Raw genomic sequence first — 14,685 nt, 5'->3', positions numbered from 1 at the left:
GGCTTTCACCGCTGTTATCCAGGCGGAAACCGTTCGACCGACCCGCTAGCGTTCGATCATGACTCCGCCGAACTACCCTCCCAAGCCCCGGCCGGGCGACCGGGTCGCGGTCGTCTCACCCTCCGCCGGCCTGCCCGCGATCTTTCCCCACGTGTACGAGCTGGGGCTGCGCCGGCTGCGCGAGGAGTTCGGCCTGGAGCCGGTGGAGTATCCGACGACGCGGGTGATGGGCGCCGACCCGCGCGAGCGGGCGCGGGACCTGACCGCCGCCTTCGCCGACCCGACGATCACCGCCGTGCTCGCCACGATCGGCGGCGACGACCAGATCACGGTCACCCCGCACCTGGACGACGCCGTGCTGCGGGCCAACCCGAAGCCGTTCTTCGGCTACTCCGACAACACCAACCTGCTCAACCACCTCCACCGGCTGGGCATCGTGGGCTACCACGGCGGGTCGGTGCTGGTGCACCTCGGCCGCCCCGGCCGGCCGCACCCGCTGACCTTCGACTCGCTGCGCGCCGCCCTCTTCACCTCCGGCTGGTACGACCTCACGCCCGCGCCGGAGTGGGGCGACCGGCCGGGCGACTGGCGGGACCCGGCGTCGCTGGCCCACGAGCCGGAGATGCTGCCGGGGGAGGGCTGGCGCTGGCAGGGGCCGCGGCGGGTGGTCGAGGGGCGCGCCTGGGGCGGCAACCTGGAGATCCTGCACTGGCTGATGGCCGCCGACCGGGTTCCGCCGGTCGAGGCGCTGGCCGGGTCGGTGCTGGTCGTCGAGACGTCGGAGGAGATGCCCCCGGCCACCGAGGTGTTCCGGATGCTGCGCAACATGGGGGAGCGGGGGCTGCTCACCGCGTCGCCGGCGGTGCTCGTCGGCCGGGCGAAGGCGTGGGACTTCGAGAAGCCGCACTCCGTCGAGGAGCGGCGGGAGTGGGCCGAGGCCCAGCGGGAGGCGGTCACCCGGGCGCTCGCCGCGTACGCGCCCGACGCGGTGGTGGTCTTCGACGTCGACCTCGGCCACACCGACCCGCAGCTGATCGTCCCGTACGGCGGCGAGGTCCGGGTGGACGCGGTCGAGCGGCGGATCTCGGTGCGCTACTGAGCGGCCGGACCGGCGGCGTGCGGCGGTCGGACCGCCTGCGGCGGCCCGGCGGCGTCGGGTGGGACGCGGCGGCCCGGCGGCGTCGGGTGGGACGCCGCGGCCCGGCGGCGTCGGGTGGGACGCGGCGGTCAGCCGACGACGGCGAAGGCGCGGACCGGGAAGGTGCCCATGCCGGCCACCCGAGGCGGGGCGGCGGTGAACCGGAAGCCCTCCGGGGGCAGCGCGTCGAGGCCGGTGAGGTGCTCCACGATCGGCACTCCGGCGGCCAGCAGGGTGCTGTGGGCCGGGCGCGCGCCGGCGGACGCCGGGCTCATGTCGTCGATGTTGATCGAGTCGATGCCGACCAGGGCGGCGCCCGCCTCGACGAGGGCCCGGGCACCGTCCTCGGTGAGGTACGGCGCCTCCGGGGCGCCGTACCGGTCCGTGCCGAAGTGCGCCGACCAGCCGGTGTGCAGCAGCACCGCCCGCCCGGCCACGTCGTACGGCGCCAGCATCAGCCGGTCGATCGCGCGGGTGTCGGCCGGCACCCGGACCACGATGCCGGGCAGGTCGGCGAGGCGGTCCAGCGGCGTGCCGGCGAGGTCGGCGCCGTCGGCGTAGCGGTGCGAGGGGGTGTCCAGGTACGTGCCGGTGTTGGCGATCATGTCGATCCGCGCCACCTGGAACTCGGTGCCCGGGGCGTAGTTGGCCCGGGAGGCGTCGCGGGTCAGCCACTCGGTGACCCGGGGGGCCGGCCAGCCGGGCAGGGTGGTCATCCCGTCGGTGATCACGTGGCTCAGCTCGACCAGTCGCCGAGCGGCGACGTCGGTCGTGCCGTCGGTCCCCGTCACGCCCCGGCCGCCCTTGTGCGGCTCCGCGAGGACCGTCCTGTTCGTGATCCGGACCTCGGCGACCATCAGCAGCCCGAGGTGCCGCACGAAGAGCGCGGCCAGCTCGTCGTCGCCGATCTCCCGGCCCGGGATGTCCAGCCGGAACTCCTCCGTACGCAGCCCGCCGCCGTTGGCGAAGCTCACCTCCGCGTCGAACTGTGCGCGCCACTGCTCAGCCATGGCCCAACCCGATCACGAGCCGTCCCACCCGTCAAGATCCATCCGGGTGGGACGCCCGGCGGAGCGGGTCAGACGACCTCGACCAGGCCCCGGCTGACGAGCCGCTACTACGCGGTGGAGGCGGCCCGGGCCCTGTTCGCCGGCCGGCTGGCCGACTCCGGTGTGATCCAGGCGCTGCTGATCGTGGGCGCGGTGGGCACGCTCGGCGCCGGGTGGGCGGTGCGCCGGTTCTCCCGGACCGTCAGCTGACGGGTGTCGGTGAGCGCCGCAGGTCATCGGTGGGTGGAGATAGGCTGGCGGGGACAACCCCCCGTCCGGCTGGACGTGGGGTAATCGGCCTGTCTGGAAGTGATCATGAGCAAGCTCGCCGGCCTGTTCGCCGCCGCCCTCGCCGACCCCGGCCTGAGCCGCGCCCGTGACCTGGCGCGCTCGGGCGCGGCCCAGGTCGACGGCCTCGACCTGACCGCGCCGCCGGCGCTGCGCCCGTTCGCGGTGGCCGCCGTCACCGGCGACGAGGCGGCCGGGGGCGCCGGCCGGCCCGTGCTCGCCGTGACCGCCACCACCCGGGAGGCCGACGACCTGGCCGGCGCGCTGGGCAGCCTGCTCCCGCCGGAGCAGGTGGCGGTCTTCCCGTCCTGGGAGACGCTGCCGCACGAGCGGCTCTCGCCCCGCTCCGACACGGTGGGCCGGCGACTGGCCGTGCTGCGCCGGCTGGCCCATCCGCAGTCGGCGGACGCGCACGGGCGCACCGGCCCGCTGCGGGTGGTCGTGGCGCCCGTCCGGTCACTGCTCCAGCCGCAGCTCAAGGGGCTCGGCGACCTGGAGCCCGTGCAGCTCGCCGCCGGGGGAGAGGCCGACCTGGCCGACGTCGCCCGCCGGCTCACGGACATGGCGTACGCCCGGGTCGACCTGGTCACCAAGCGGGGCGAGTTCGCCGTGCGCGGCGGCATCCTCGACATCTTCCCGCCCACCGACGAGCACCCGTCCCGGGTCGAGTTCTGGGGCGACGAGGTGGAGGAGATCCGCACCTTCGCCGTGGCCGACCAGCGGACCATCGAGCAGGTGCCGCAGCTGTGGGCGCCGCCGTGCCGGGAGCTGCTGCTCACCCCCTCGGTGCGCAAGCGGGCCGCCGCCCTCGCCGAGGAGCACCCGGAGCTGGCCGAGATCCTCGACAAGCTGGCCGAGGGCATCCCCGTGGAGGGCATGGAGTCGCTCGCCCCGGCGCTGATCGGCGCCGACTCGATGGAGCTGCTGCTGGACTGCATGCCGGCCGGCACCCACGTGCTGCTCTGCGACCCGGAGCGGATCCGCACCCGCGCGCACGACCTGGTGCGTACCTCCGAGGAGTTCCTCCAGGCGAGCTGGGCCGCGGCCGCCGTCGGCGGCCAGGCCCCGGTCGACCTCGGCGCCGCCGCCTTCAAGACCCTGGCGGAGGTACGCGCCGCCGCCGCGAGACTGGGCCGGCCCTGGTGGACGCTGTCGCCGTTCGGCCTGGCCGAGGCGGAGTCCGCCGCCCCCGAGTGGGAGCCCTGGGAGGACGAGCCGGGCGAGGTGGACGTCACCCCCGACGACGCGATCGCGGTGACGCTGGCCGCGCAGCCGGCTCCGCTCTATCACGGCGAGACCGCCCGGGTGGTCGACGACCTGAAGCGCTGGGCGGGCGAGGGCTGGGCGATCGCGCTGGTCTTCGAGGGGCACGGCCCCGCCCAGCGGGCGGTCGAGGTGCTCCGCGACGCCGGTCTCGGCGCGCGGCTGACCGAGGAGGTGCCGACCGCGCCCGCCCCCGGCGAGCTGCTGGTCACCTGCGGCAACCTGGCCAGCGGCTTCGTCGACGAGGCGTCCCGGTTCGTGCTGCTCACCGGCACCGACGTCACCGGCGGCCGGGGCACCTCCACCCGCGACATGCGCAAGATGCCCAGCCGGCGGCGCAACACCATCGACCCGCTGGAGCTGAAGGCCGGCGACCACGTCGTGCACGAGCAGCACGGCATCGGCCGCTACGTCGAGCTGGTGCAGCGCACCGTCAACGGCGCCTCCCGGGAATACCTCGTCATCGAGTACGCCCCGAGCAAGCGCGGCCAGCCCGGCGACCGGCTCTTCGTCCCCACCGACCAGCTCGACCAGCTCTCCCGATACGTCGGCGGCGAGCAGCCCACCCTGCACAAGATGGGCGGCTCGGACTGGCAGAAGTCCAAGGCCCGGGCCCGCAAGGCGGTCAGGGAGATCGCCGCCCAGCTCATCCAGCTCTACGCCGCCCGCAAGGCGTCCAAGGGGCACAACTTCGGCCCGGACACGCCGTGGCAGCGGGAGCTGGAGGACGCCTTCCCCTGGCAGGAGACGCCCGACCAGCTCGCCGCGATCGAAGAGGTCAAGCGGGACATGGAGCAGACCGTCCCGATGGACCGGCTGATCTGCGGCGACGTCGGCTACGGCAAGACGGAGATCGCCGTCCGGGCGGCGTTCAAGGCGGTGCAGGACGGCAAGCAGGTGGCGGTGCTGGTGCCCACCACCCTGCTGGTGCAGCAGCACTACAACACGTTCGCCGAGCGGATGAGCCAGTTCCCGGTGACGATCCGGCAGCTCTCCCGCTTCCAGACGCCGAAGGAGGCCGAGCAGACCCTCGCGATGGCCGCCGAGGGCACCGCCGACATCGTCATCGGCACCCACCGGCTGCTCCAGGCGGCCACCCGGTTCAAGTCGCTGGGCCTGGTCATCGTCGACGAGGAGCAGCGCTTCGGCGTCGAGCACAAGGAGCACCTGAAGACGATGCGCGCCTCGGTCGACGTGCTGAGCATGTCGGCCACCCCGATCCCGCGCACCCTGGAGATGGCGATCACCGGCATCCGGGAGATGTCCACCATCGCCACCCCGCCGGAGGAGCGGCACCCGGTGCTGACGTTCGTCGGGGCGTACGACGAGCGGCAGGTGGCCGCCTCCATCCACCGCGAGCTGCTCCGCGACGGGCAGGTCTTCTACCTGCACAACCGGGTCGAGTCGATCGAGAAGGCGGCCCGGAGGCTGCGCGAGCTGGTGCCCGAGGCGCGGGTGGCGGTGGCGCACGGCCAGATGGGCGAGGAGGCCCTGGAGAAGGTCATGGTCGGCTTCTGGGAGAAGGAGTTCGACGTGCTGGTCTGCACCACGATCGTGGAGTCCGGCATCGACATCCCCAACGCCAACACCCTGATCGTGGAGCGGGCCGACCTGCTCGGTCTGGCCCAGCTGCACCAGATCCGCGGCCGGGTCGGCCGGGGCCGGGAGCGGGCGTACGCCTACTTCCTCTACCCGCCGGAGAAGCCGCTCACCGAGCACGCCCACGAGCGGCTGGCGACCATCGCCCAGCACACCGAGCTGGGCGCCGGCATGTACGTGGCGATGAAGGACCTGGAGATCCGGGGCGCCGGCAACCTGCTCGGCGGCGAGCAGTCCGGCCACATCGAGGGCGTCGGCTTCGACCTCTACGTGCGGATGGTCGGCGAGGCGGTCTCCGCGTTCAAGGGCGAGCGCCCGGAGGAGGAGACCGAGGTCAAGGTCGACCTGCCGGTCGACGCGCACCTGCCGCACGACTACGTCGGGGTGGAGCGGCTGCGCCTGGAGATGTACCGCAAGCTCGCCGAGGCGCGTGACGAGGAGCGCCTGCGCGAGGTGGTGGCGGAGATGACGGACCGCTACGGCGAGCCGCCCGCCCCGGTGCAGAACCTGGTCGCGGTGGCCCGGTTCCGCCTGCTGGCCCGCCGCTACGGCCTGACCGACGTCTCCATGCAGGGCAGGCACATCCGGTTCGGCCCGCTGCCGCTGCCCGACTCGAAGCAGCTGCGGCTCAAGCGCTACCACCCGGACTCGGTCTACAAGGCCGCGCTCGACCAGGTCAGCGTGCCCCGGCCGAGCACCCGCCGGATCGGCGGCGAGCCGCTGCGCGACCAGGCTCTGCTGGAGTGGTGCGCACAGCTCCTCTCCGACGTGCTGGGCGAGCCGCAACCGGCCGGGGCCCCGGCCCGGTGAGCCGGGTGGAAGCGGGCAGGGTCGGGACCGGCCCGGCCCGCGGCAGGGCACACGGGTGGGCGGCGTCACACGCGCCTCGGGCGGCATGAGAGAGTGACCGTCATGCGTGCTCGCCGTCTTGTCGCCGTCGCCAGCATGGCGTTCGGCCTCGTCGCCCTCTCCGGTTGCCGTGCCGAGCCCGGCGTCGCCGCCTACGTCGGCGACCAGCGGATCACCGAGGATGCCGTCACCGCGGTCGTGGCCGACCTGCGGGCGAAGAACCCGACCCCGGGCGAGGAGTCCGCCGCCCCCGAAGCGCGCCCGCCGGCGCCCGCGCCCCAACTGCCCGGGCGCGGCGAGGTCGTCAGCGTGCTGGTGCTGGCCGAGGTCTGCGAGCAGGTGTCGGCCGAGCAGAACCACCAGCCACGGTCGCAGGTGCAGGCGGTCCAGCTCGCCCAGCAGTTCGGCCTCACGCCCGACACCGACTACGTGCGGCGGGTGGCCGACCTCTACACCTGCCTCTCGGGGGTGCCGACCGGCGCGCCGGTCACGCCGACCGATCAGGACCTGGCGGACGTGGTGGCGGCGGGCCGCGAGGCGGGCGCCATCCCGGCCGACGTGACCGACGAGGCCGCCGCCCGGCAGCTCGACGGCGAGCAGTTCCGCACCGCCCTGGCCACCCGCAGGGCGCTGGCCGAGGTGGTCGCCGCGCACGACGTGACGGTCAACCCCCGCTACCGCCCGCTGGAGTTCCCGGTGCTGAGCTTCGCCGGCAACGCCCCGGCGGTGAGCGTGCCGCTCGGCGAGGCCGGCACGGGCGCCGTCACCGACGTCTCCACCCCGGACCCGCTGGCCGGGCCGGCCGACAGCTGAGCATGTCGGCGCGGATCGTCCTGCTCGTCACCTCGCCCCGGCTGCCCGCCGGGCTGTTGACCGCTGCCGCGTGGGACGTCGTACGCCGGCATCCGGTGCTGGCGGGGGCGGAGAGCGAGCTGACCACGGCGCTGCGCGCGGCGGGCGCCGAGGTGCGGCTGGTCGACGGCCCGGCGACGCAGGCGCTGCTCGACGCGGTGGCGGCGCACGGCGCCGTGGTCTGGCTGGCGGGCCCGGCCGGCGACGAGTCGCTGGCCCGGGAGCTGGGCCTGCGGCTGGCCCGCGAGCCGGGCCTCGCGGAGCTGGAGCTGATGTACGGCTCCTGGGACCCGCCGGGCGCCCGGCTGCTCGACGCGGTGGCGGTGATGGACCGGCTGGCCTCTCCCGGCGGCGACCCGTGGAAGCGGGCGCAGACGCACCAGAGCCTCGCCGGCTTCCTGCTGGAGGAGTGCTACGAGGCGTACGACGCGATCAGCGCGGGGGACACCGACGCGCTGCGCGAGGAGCTGGGTGACGTGCTGCTCCAGGTGGTGCTGCACGCCCGGCTGGCCGAGGAGCTGCCCGAGGGGCAGCGGTGGACCGTCGACGACGTGGCCGGGGGCCTGGTCGACAAGATGGTCCGCCGCAACCCGCACGTCTTCTCCGGGGCCGAGGCCGGCTCGATCGAGGAGATCGAGGCGAACTGGGAGCGGATCAAGCGGTCGGAGAAGACCCGCGAGTCGGTGCTGGACGGCGTCGCGCTGAGCCAGCCCGCCCTCGCGCTGGCCGCCAAGATCCTGGATCGCGCCGGGCGGGTCGGTCTCGCCGTACCGCCGCCCCTCGGCGACTCCCAGACGGACCCGGAGGCGCGGCTCGGCGCGAGCCTGCTCGGCACGGTCGCGGCGGCCCGCGAGGCGGGCCTGGACCCGGAGGCGGCCCTGCGCCGCGCCGCCCTGGCCTACGCGGACGCGGTCCGCGCCGCCGAAAAGGCCTGAGTCGGCCCGGTAGGGTCGGCGGGTGGAATCGTTTGTGCCGCTCGCCGAGCGGATCGTCGACGCGTTGCTGGAGAGCCGGCCGGGGCTCGCGACCTCCACCGGCGACCACCGTCACGACGACCGCCTGCCCGATCTGTCCGCCACCGCCGTCGCGGCCGACCAGGCGATGCTGAGGGAGGCCGCGGACGCGCTGGCCGAGCTCGACCCGGATTCGCTGGGCGTCGAGGAGCGGGTCGACCACGCCCTGCTCACCTCGTTCGTGGACCGGGCGCTGTTCGAGTGGAGCGAGATCCGCGCGCACGAGTGGGACCCGCTGCGGCACAACCCCGGACCGCTGCTGCACGCGCTGGCCGCCCGCCCGTTCGCGCCGGTCGAGGAGCGGCTGACCAGCCTGGCCGGTCGGCTCGCCGCCGTGCCGGACGCGCTGGCGACCGCCCGCGCGACGCTGCGCGACATGCCGCGCGTCCACGCCGAGACGGCCGTCGGGCAGTTCACCGGCACGGCGGCGCTGATCCGCGACGAGGTGCCGGCGCTGCTCGCGCAGGCCCCCGCCCTCCACGACCGGGTCGAGCCGGCCGCCACGGCGGCGATCGCGGCGCTGGAGGAGTTCGTCGCGTGGCTGCGGCAGGGCCTGGCCGCCGACGACGGCCCCGGGCGGGACCCGCGCCTGGGCCGCCGCCGCTGGGAGGCGCGGCTCTGGCACACCCTCGACACGGAGCTGGGCGCCGCCGAGATCCAGCGCCGGGCCTGGGCCAACCTGGAGCGGGTCACCGAGGAGATCCGCGCGGCGGCCGTCGAGCTGGTCGGCGGCCCGGCCGACGACGAGACCGTACGCCGCGCGCTGGACCTGCTCGCCGCCGAGCACCCCGACGACGCCACGATCGTGGACCTCGCCTCGGTCACCCTGGACGAGGCCGCCGACTTCGTCCGCGCCCACGACCTGGTCACCCTTGTCGACGACCCCTGCGTGATCCAGGAGATGCCCGAGTTCGCCCGGGGCGTGGCGGTCGCCTACTGCGACTCGCCCGGCCCGCTGGAGACGGCGGACGTGCCGACGTTCTACTGCATCGCGCCGACTCCGGCGGACTGGCCGGCCCACCGCGTGGAGTCGTTCTACCGGGAATACAACGACCACATGATCCGCAACCTGACGGTGCACGAGGCGATGCCGGGGCACTTCCTCCAGCTCGCCCACGCCCGCCGGCACATCGGCCCGACCCGGGTCCGGGCGCTGACCGAGTCCGGCCCGTTCATCGAGGGCTGGGCGGTCTACGCGGAGGAGCTGATGGCCGGCCTCGGCTTCGGCGGCCTGCCGGTGCGGTTGCAGCAGCTCAAGATGCAGCTCCGGATGACCATCAACGCGCTGCTGGACCAGCTCGTCCACTGCGAGGAGTTGCCCGAGGCCGAGGCGATGGCGCTGATGACCGGGCGGGGTTTCCAGGAGGAGGGGGAGGCGGCCGGCAAGTGGCGGCGCGCCCTGCTCACCTCGACCCAGCTGTCGACGTACTTCGTCGGCTACAGCGAGGTCGCCGAGATCGCCGCCGCCCGCCCGGCCGACGTGTCGGTGCGCGAATGGCACGACGCGATGCTCGCCCACGACTGCCCGCCCCCGCGCCACCTGCGCACCCTGCTCGGCTTGTAGGGCAGGGCAACCCACCGACGCCCGGCCGGGGGAGAGGGCTCGCTAGGGCCTCGGGCGGCGCCGCCCGCCGGCCGCCGTCGCGTCGATCAGCCACCGCGAGATCGAGTACCCGGGCGGCAGTTCCGCCGGCAGCCCGTCGAGCGGGAACCAGCGCGCCTCGGTCAGCTCCCGCCCGTCCACCGCCGGCTCGGCACCCGCGTCGGCGGTGGCGGTGAAGCCGGTGAGCAGCACGTTCGGGCCGGACAACGCCCACGGCTGGCTGCCGAAGTAGGACAGGCCGGTCAGCGTCAGCCCGACCTCCTCGCCGACCTCGCGGTGGGCCGCCGCCTCCAGCGTCTCGCCGGACTCGACGAACCCGGCGACCAGCGCCCACAGCGCCGTCGGCCCGTACGAGTGCCGCACCAGCAGCAGCTCGTCGGGGCGACCGGCCGGGCCGGGCCGGGTGATCGCCACCAGCACGGCGGCCGAGAGGCGCATCGGCACGTACAGCTCGCACTCGGGGCAGCGCCGGGCCGACTCACCGGGCACGTCGGCCAGTTCGGCCCGGCAGGCCCCGCACCACCGGTGGGTACGCCGCCAGGTGACCACGGTCAGCGCCCGGCCGGCCAGCGCGGCGAGCGGCTCGGACGCCTCGGCGGCGAGCGCGGCCCAGCCGCGCCAGCGTCCCGGCAGTTCCTGCGGCGCGGCCGGCTCGGCCGCCCACGCCGGTACGCCGCCCAGCGTGCCCAGCGGCACCCAGCCGGTCCCGGCGGGCAGGTCGGCCACGCGCAGGACGGCGCCGTCGGCGCGGGTCAGCAGCTTGCGCCCGGCGACCGGCAGGGCCAGGTCGGTGGGGGCCGGCGGGGTGTCGCGGCCGGCCCCGGGGACGAAGCCGTCGGAGGTCGCGACGGGCGGGGTGTCGTCGCCGGGGGTGAGGCGGTGGGCCGGCGGGGTGTCGTCGCCGGCTCCCGGGGCGAGGCCGGTCGGCCGGTCGGTCACGAGGTGGCGGGTCGGCGGTCCACCACGCCGGCGCCGGTCGGCAGCTCGAACGCGGCCCCGTCGACCGCCTCGCGGTAGCGGGTCAGCGCCAGCTCGACCGGCCTGCCGTCGACCTGGCCGGTGAAGCTGCCCAGCACCCCGTCGGTGGTCACGCAGGCGGTGAATTCGCCGGCGGCCTGCTCGACGTCGACGCAGCTCGCGTGGTGGCCGGCGAGGGTGGTGCTGCTCTGGGCGATCACGGCGTCCGGGTCCAGCGCGGCGGCGGTCAGCAGCCCCACGACGACCGGCGGCGTGACCAGCCCTTGCCGCTTCGCCTCGGTGAACAGGGCCACCGAGGGCTTCGCGTTCGGCGCGGGCGGGGCCTCCAGCGTGCAGGTGGCCTTACCGGCGGTGGTCTCGCAGCGGGCGGTGGCCTCCGGGGTCACGGTGAGCCGGCCGCCGGGCCAGGTGTAGGCGGAGCGGGCCGGGTCCTGCGCCTGGGCCATCGTGGCGGTCTGCCCGCCGGCGAGCAGGTAGTCGGCGGAGTAGGTCAGCTCGAGCGCCTGGTCCAGCCGGGAGGCCATGTCGTTGACGAGATCGGACCGCCCGAGCGCCCGGCCGGCGTCGTCCAGGGTCTGACAGCCGGTGACGGTGAGCGACGCGATGACCGACACGGCGAGCACGCGGAGGGTGGTCGAGGCGGCGGGCATGGGGAACAGCGTGGCCGATCGGGTCAACCGCGCGCAAACCAGTTGCCGGTTGAGGCCCGAGAATCCGGGAATGTCCGTGTGTGACGCCCTCGGAGGGCGGGCTCCGGGCCGGTCCCGCATGCGACCGCACCGCCCGCGCCCGACGGCGGCCCGATACGCTGCGTTCAACACGTGCCTCAGCCGCACCGTCGCGGCCCATACCGGACCGGAACACACAAACGAGGAGCGACTCAGTGGCAACCATCGAGGGAATCGTCGCGCGGGAGATCCTGGACTCGCGGGGCAACCCGACCGTCGAGGTCGAGGTCGGGCTCGACGACGGCACGATCGCCCGCGCGGCGGTGCCCTCCGGCGCCTCCACGGGCGCCTTCGAGGCGATCGAGCTGCGTGACGGTGACGCCGACCGCTACCAGGGCAAGGGCGTCGAGAAGGCGGTCTCGAACATCGAGGACAAGATCGTCGACGAGCTGATCGGCTACGAGGCCAGCGAGCAGCGGCTGATCGACCAGAAGATGCTCGACGTCGACGGCACCGACAGCAAGTCGGAGCTGGGCGCGAACGCCATCCTCGGCGTCTCCCTGGCGGTGGCGAAGGCCGCGGCGGGCAGCGCCGAGCTGAGCCTCTTCCGCTACCTGGGCGGCCCGAACGCGCACCTGCTGCCGGTGCCGATGATGAACATTCTCAACGGCGGCGCGCACGCGGACTCCAACGTCGACATCCAGGAGTTCATGATCGCGCCGATCGGCGCGCCCAGCTTCCGCGAGGCGCTGCGCTCCGGCGCGGAGGTCTACCACGCGCTCAAGTCGGTGCTGAAGAAGAAGGACCTCTCCACCGGGCTGGGCGACGAGGGCGGCTTCGCGCCCAACCTGCCCACCAACTCCGCCGCCCTGGACCTGATCGCCGAGGCGGTCGAGAAGGCCGGCTACCGGCTGGGCACCGACATCGTCTTCGCGCTCGACGTGGCCGCCACGGAGTTCTTCGACAACGGCACCTACACCTTCGAGGGCGTCGCGAAGACCGCCGAGGAGATGAGCAACTACTACACCAAGCTCATCGGCGACTACCCGATCGTGTCGATCGAGGACCCGCTGTCGGAGGACGACTGGACCGGCTGGCAGACGCTCACCGCCTCCGTCGGGGACCGCATCCAGATCGTCGGCGACGACCTGTTCGTCACCAACCCGCAGCGGATCGCCCGCGGCATCGCCGAGAAGGCCGCCAACGCGGTGCTGGTCAAGGTCAACCAGATCGGGTCGCTGACCGAGACCCTGGACGCGGTGGACCTGGCCCACCGGGCCGGCTTCAAGTGCATGATGAGCCACCGCTCCGGCGAGACCGAGGACACCACCATCGCCGACCTGGCGGTGGCGACCGGCTGCGGCCAGATCAAGACCGGTGCCCCGGCCCGCTCGGACCGGGTCGCGAAGTACAACCAGCTCCTGCGCATCGAGGAGGAGCTGGCCGACGCGGCGCGGTACGCCGGGGCGGGCGCCTTCCCGCGCTACCGTTCGGCCTGAGACCCGCCGATCCTCGGGAGAGGGGTGTGACGATGCAGCAGCGCCGCACACCGGGTGGTCAGCGTCCCGCCCGCCGGCCGGGTCACTCCGGCCGGCCGGGCGGGGCCCGGGGCGCCCGGGCGTCGGTCCGCGACGGCGGCGTCCGCGCCGAGCCGCGCGCCACCGCCGGCCGCGCGCCGGGGTCGGCCCGGGGAGCCGAGGGCGTACGCTCCGCGAACCGGCCCGCCGCCGCCCGTCGTACGGCGGCCGGCGGCACGGTCAAGCGGCTCACCGCGCCCCACTCCCGAGGCTTCACCGGGCGGGCCACCGTGCTCTTCGCGGTGCTGATCGCGCTCGCCCTGGCCTACACCTACCCGGTGCGGGTCTACCTCGACCAGCAGGCCGACATCGAGCGGATGGAGGCGGCCCAGGCGGCCCAACGCAGGACGATCGAGGAGCTCTCCGCCGAGGCGGCCAAGTGGCAGGACCGGGCGTACATCGAGACGAAGGCCCGGGAGCGGTTCTTCATGGTCCGCCCCGACGAGACGCTGCTGGTCGTGCTCTCCGACCCGGAGGGCGCCGCCCGCGACGCCGGCCGGCCGGCGAACCCGGGGAAGCCCGCCACGCCCGACCCCTGGTACGACACCCTCTGGTCCAGCGTGCGGGCCGCCAACGGCGAGCAGCCCGACAAGTGAGCACCACCCGAGCACCGAACGAGAGATGGGCACCGTGACTGTCGTACCACCGCAGGAGCCGGCGGCGGACTCCGTACCCCCGCCGAAGCGCGAGCCGGCCACGGAGGCCGACCTGGCCGCGGTGGCCGCGCAGCTCGGCCGCCCGCCCCGGGGCACCCGGGCGGTCGCCCACCGCTGCCCCTGCGGCCTGCCCGACGTGGTGGAGACGACGCCGCGCCTGGCCGACGGCACGCCCTTCCCGACGTTGTTCTACCTGACCTGCCCCCGCGCCACGGCGGCGTGCAGCCGGCTGGAGTCGGCCGGGCTGATGAGGGAGATGGCCGACCGGCTGGCCGCCGATCCGGAGCTGGCCGCCCGCTACCGCGCCGCGCACGAGGACTACCTGGCCCGCCGGGAGGCGATCGGCGAGGTCCCGGAGATCGCCGGCATCTCCGCCGGCGGCATGCCCGGCCGGGTGAAGTGCCTGCACGTGCACCTCGGGCACGCGCTCGGGGCCGGGCCGGGGGTCAACCCGTTCGGCGACGAGACGCTGGCGCTCGTGGAGAAGTGGTGGGCGGCCGGGCCCTGCGTGGACGTGCCGGCGGCCGACTGACGATGGCGCGGGCGGACGAGGCCGTGCCGGGCGCGGGCGAGGCGGTGCCGGGCGCGGACGACGTCGTGGTGCGGCGGGCCCGCACCTCGGACGTGCGTGGCATCCGCCGGCTGGTCGACACCTACACCGACGACCGGCGGCTGCTGAGCAAGGCCACCGTCACCCTCTATGAGGACGTGCAGGAGTTCCGGGTCGCGGTCCGGGCGGACGACGGCGCGGTGGTCGGCTGCGGCGCGCTGCACGTGATGTGGGAGGACCTGGCCGAGATCCGGACGGTGGCGGTGGACCCGTCCTGCCGGGGCCGCAAGCTCGGTCACCGGATCGTCGCGGAGCTGATCGACGCCGCCCGCGAGCTGGGGGTGTCCCGGATCTTCGTGCTCACCTTCGAGACACGGTTCTTCGGCTCGTTCGGGTTCACCGAGATCGACGGCGCGCCCGTGCCGCAGCCGGTCTACGAGCAACTGCTGCGCTCCTACGACGAGGGTGTCGCCGAGTTCCTGGACCTGGAACGCGTCAAGCCGAACACCCTCGGCAATACCCGGATGCTGCTGCGCCTCTGACCGCCGCGCCCCCTCCCGGCGCGCTGCCGCCGGTCGGGTCCGCCGCACGGTGCCGGCGGT

Annotated in this window: 13 protein-coding genes; 10 read left to right on the top strand and 3 right to left on the bottom strand. The window is 74.7% G+C overall.

Annotation, left to right across the window (positions count from 1 at the left end; translation table 11 throughout):
* Positions 1-58: 58 nt before the first annotated feature.
* Entirely contained in the window at positions 59-1,099 is a 1,041-nt protein-coding gene (locus GA0070606_RS11620; protein WP_091097760.1) for a S66 family peptidase, read from the top strand.
* Positions 1,100-1,227: 128 nt separating this feature from the next.
* Here GA0070606_RS11620 and GA0070606_RS11615 read toward each other — a convergent pair whose 3' ends face one another.
* The gene (locus GA0070606_RS11615) at positions 1,228-2,148 is read right to left on the bottom strand and encodes a cyclase family protein (RefSeq protein WP_091097757.1); all 921 of its coding nucleotides are present in this window, start codon (positions 2,146-2,148) and stop codon (positions 1,228-1,230) included.
* Positions 2,149-2,262: 114 nt separating this feature from the next.
* On the opposite strand from GA0070606_RS11615, the gene GA0070606_RS33690 reads away from it, so the two are divergent.
* The 5 genes from GA0070606_RS33690 to GA0070606_RS11595 all read left to right on the top strand — a co-directional run bounded on the left by GA0070606_RS33690 (position 2,263) and on the right by GA0070606_RS11595 (position 9,615).
* Complete coding sequence (locus GA0070606_RS33690) at positions 2,263-2,397, top strand: hypothetical protein (RefSeq protein ID WP_281190643.1); 135 nt, start codon at positions 2,263-2,265, stop codon at positions 2,395-2,397.
* A 105-nt stretch (positions 2,398-2,502) separates the two neighbouring features.
* Positions 2,503-6,147, top strand: coding sequence for a transcription-repair coupling factor (gene mfd, locus GA0070606_RS11610; RefSeq protein WP_091107615.1), 3,645 nt, complete (start codon positions 2,503-2,505; stop codon positions 6,145-6,147).
* A gap of 102 nt (positions 6,148-6,249) precedes the next feature.
* Positions 6,250-6,999, top strand: a complete 750-nt coding sequence (locus GA0070606_RS11605; protein WP_091107613.1) for a hypothetical protein — start codon at positions 6,250-6,252, stop codon at positions 6,997-6,999.
* Between the two features lie 2 nt (positions 7,000-7,001).
* Positions 7,002-7,973 carry a nucleoside triphosphate pyrophosphohydrolase gene (locus tag GA0070606_RS11600; RefSeq protein ID WP_091097753.1) on the top strand — a complete coding sequence of 324 codons (972 nt, stop codon included), beginning with the start codon at positions 7,002-7,004 and terminating at the stop codon, positions 7,971-7,973.
* 22 nt (positions 7,974-7,995) lie between these two features.
* Positions 7,996-9,615, top strand: a complete 1,620-nt coding sequence (locus GA0070606_RS11595; RefSeq protein WP_091097750.1) for a DUF885 domain-containing protein — start codon at positions 7,996-7,998, stop codon at positions 9,613-9,615.
* 42 nt (positions 9,616-9,657) lie between these two features.
* Here GA0070606_RS11595 and GA0070606_RS11590 read toward each other — a convergent pair whose 3' ends face one another.
* The gene (locus GA0070606_RS11590) at positions 9,658-10,593 is read right to left on the bottom strand and encodes an NAD(+) diphosphatase (RefSeq protein WP_091097746.1); all 936 of its coding nucleotides are present in this window, start codon (positions 10,591-10,593) and stop codon (positions 9,658-9,660) included.
* Positions 10,590-11,282: a hypothetical protein gene (locus GA0070606_RS11585; protein WP_091097743.1), complete on the bottom strand. Its 693-nt coding sequence runs from the start codon at positions 11,280-11,282 to the stop codon at positions 10,590-10,592. The genes GA0070606_RS11590 and GA0070606_RS11585 overlap by 4 nt, the downstream gene beginning before the upstream one ends.
* A gap of 233 nt (positions 11,283-11,515) precedes the next feature.
* Here GA0070606_RS11585 and eno point away from each other — a divergent pair, with 233 nt between their 5' ends.
* Genes eno through GA0070606_RS11565 form a run of 4 tightly spaced genes read left to right on the top strand, consistent with a single transcriptional unit; the run spans position 11,516 to position 14,625 of the window.
* Entirely contained in the window at positions 11,516-12,799 is a 1,284-nt protein-coding gene (gene eno, locus GA0070606_RS11580; protein WP_091097739.1) for a phosphopyruvate hydratase, read from the top strand.
* Positions 12,800-12,831: 32 nt separating this feature from the next.
* The gene (locus GA0070606_RS11575) at positions 12,832-13,473 is read left to right on the top strand and encodes an FtsB family cell division protein (protein WP_091107611.1); all 642 of its coding nucleotides are present in this window, start codon (positions 12,832-12,834) and stop codon (positions 13,471-13,473) included.
* 34 nt (positions 13,474-13,507) lie between these two features.
* Positions 13,508-14,065, top strand: a complete 558-nt coding sequence (locus tag GA0070606_RS11570; protein ID WP_091107608.1) for a DUF501 domain-containing protein — start codon at positions 13,508-13,510, stop codon at positions 14,063-14,065.
* Between the two features lie 2 nt (positions 14,066-14,067).
* Positions 14,068-14,625, top strand: a complete 558-nt coding sequence (locus GA0070606_RS11565) for an amino-acid N-acetyltransferase (protein WP_091107606.1) — start codon at positions 14,068-14,070, stop codon at positions 14,623-14,625.
* The last annotated feature ends 60 nt before the right edge of the window (positions 14,626-14,685 follow it).

It is taken from the genome of Micromonospora citrea (assembly GCF_900090315.1).
GTDB classification, from domain to species: domain Bacteria; phylum Actinomycetota; class Actinomycetes; order Mycobacteriales; family Micromonosporaceae; genus Micromonospora; species Micromonospora citrea.
The sequence above is the reverse complement of the archived record's forward strand: the minus strand, read 5'-3'. Positions and strand labels throughout refer to the sequence as shown.

Coding starts and splice junctions, on each gene's coding strand:
- GA0070606_RS11620 (WP_091097760.1), top strand. CDS start 59: ATGACTCCGCCGAACTACCCTCCCAAGCCCCGGCCGGGCGACCGGGTC.
- GA0070606_RS11615 (WP_091097757.1), bottom strand. CDS start 2,148: ATGGCTGAGCAGTGGCGCGCACAGTTCGACGCGGAGGTGAGCTTCGCC.
- mfd (WP_091107615.1), top strand. CDS start 2,503: ATGAGCAAGCTCGCCGGCCTGTTCGCCGCCGCCCTCGCCGACCCCGGC.
- GA0070606_RS11605 (WP_091107613.1), top strand. CDS start 6,250: ATGCGTGCTCGCCGTCTTGTCGCCGTCGCCAGCATGGCGTTCGGCCTC.
- GA0070606_RS11600 (WP_091097753.1), top strand. CDS start 7,002: ATGTCGGCGCGGATCGTCCTGCTCGTCACCTCGCCCCGGCTGCCCGCC.
- GA0070606_RS11585 (WP_091097743.1), bottom strand. CDS start 11,282: ATGCCCGCCGCCTCGACCACCCTCCGCGTGCTCGCCGTGTCGGTCATC.
- GA0070606_RS11575 (WP_091107611.1), top strand. CDS start 12,832: ATGCAGCAGCGCCGCACACCGGGTGGTCAGCGTCCCGCCCGCCGGCCG.
- GA0070606_RS11565 (WP_091107606.1), top strand. CDS start 14,068: ATGGCGCGGGCGGACGAGGCCGTGCCGGGCGCGGGCGAGGCGGTGCCG.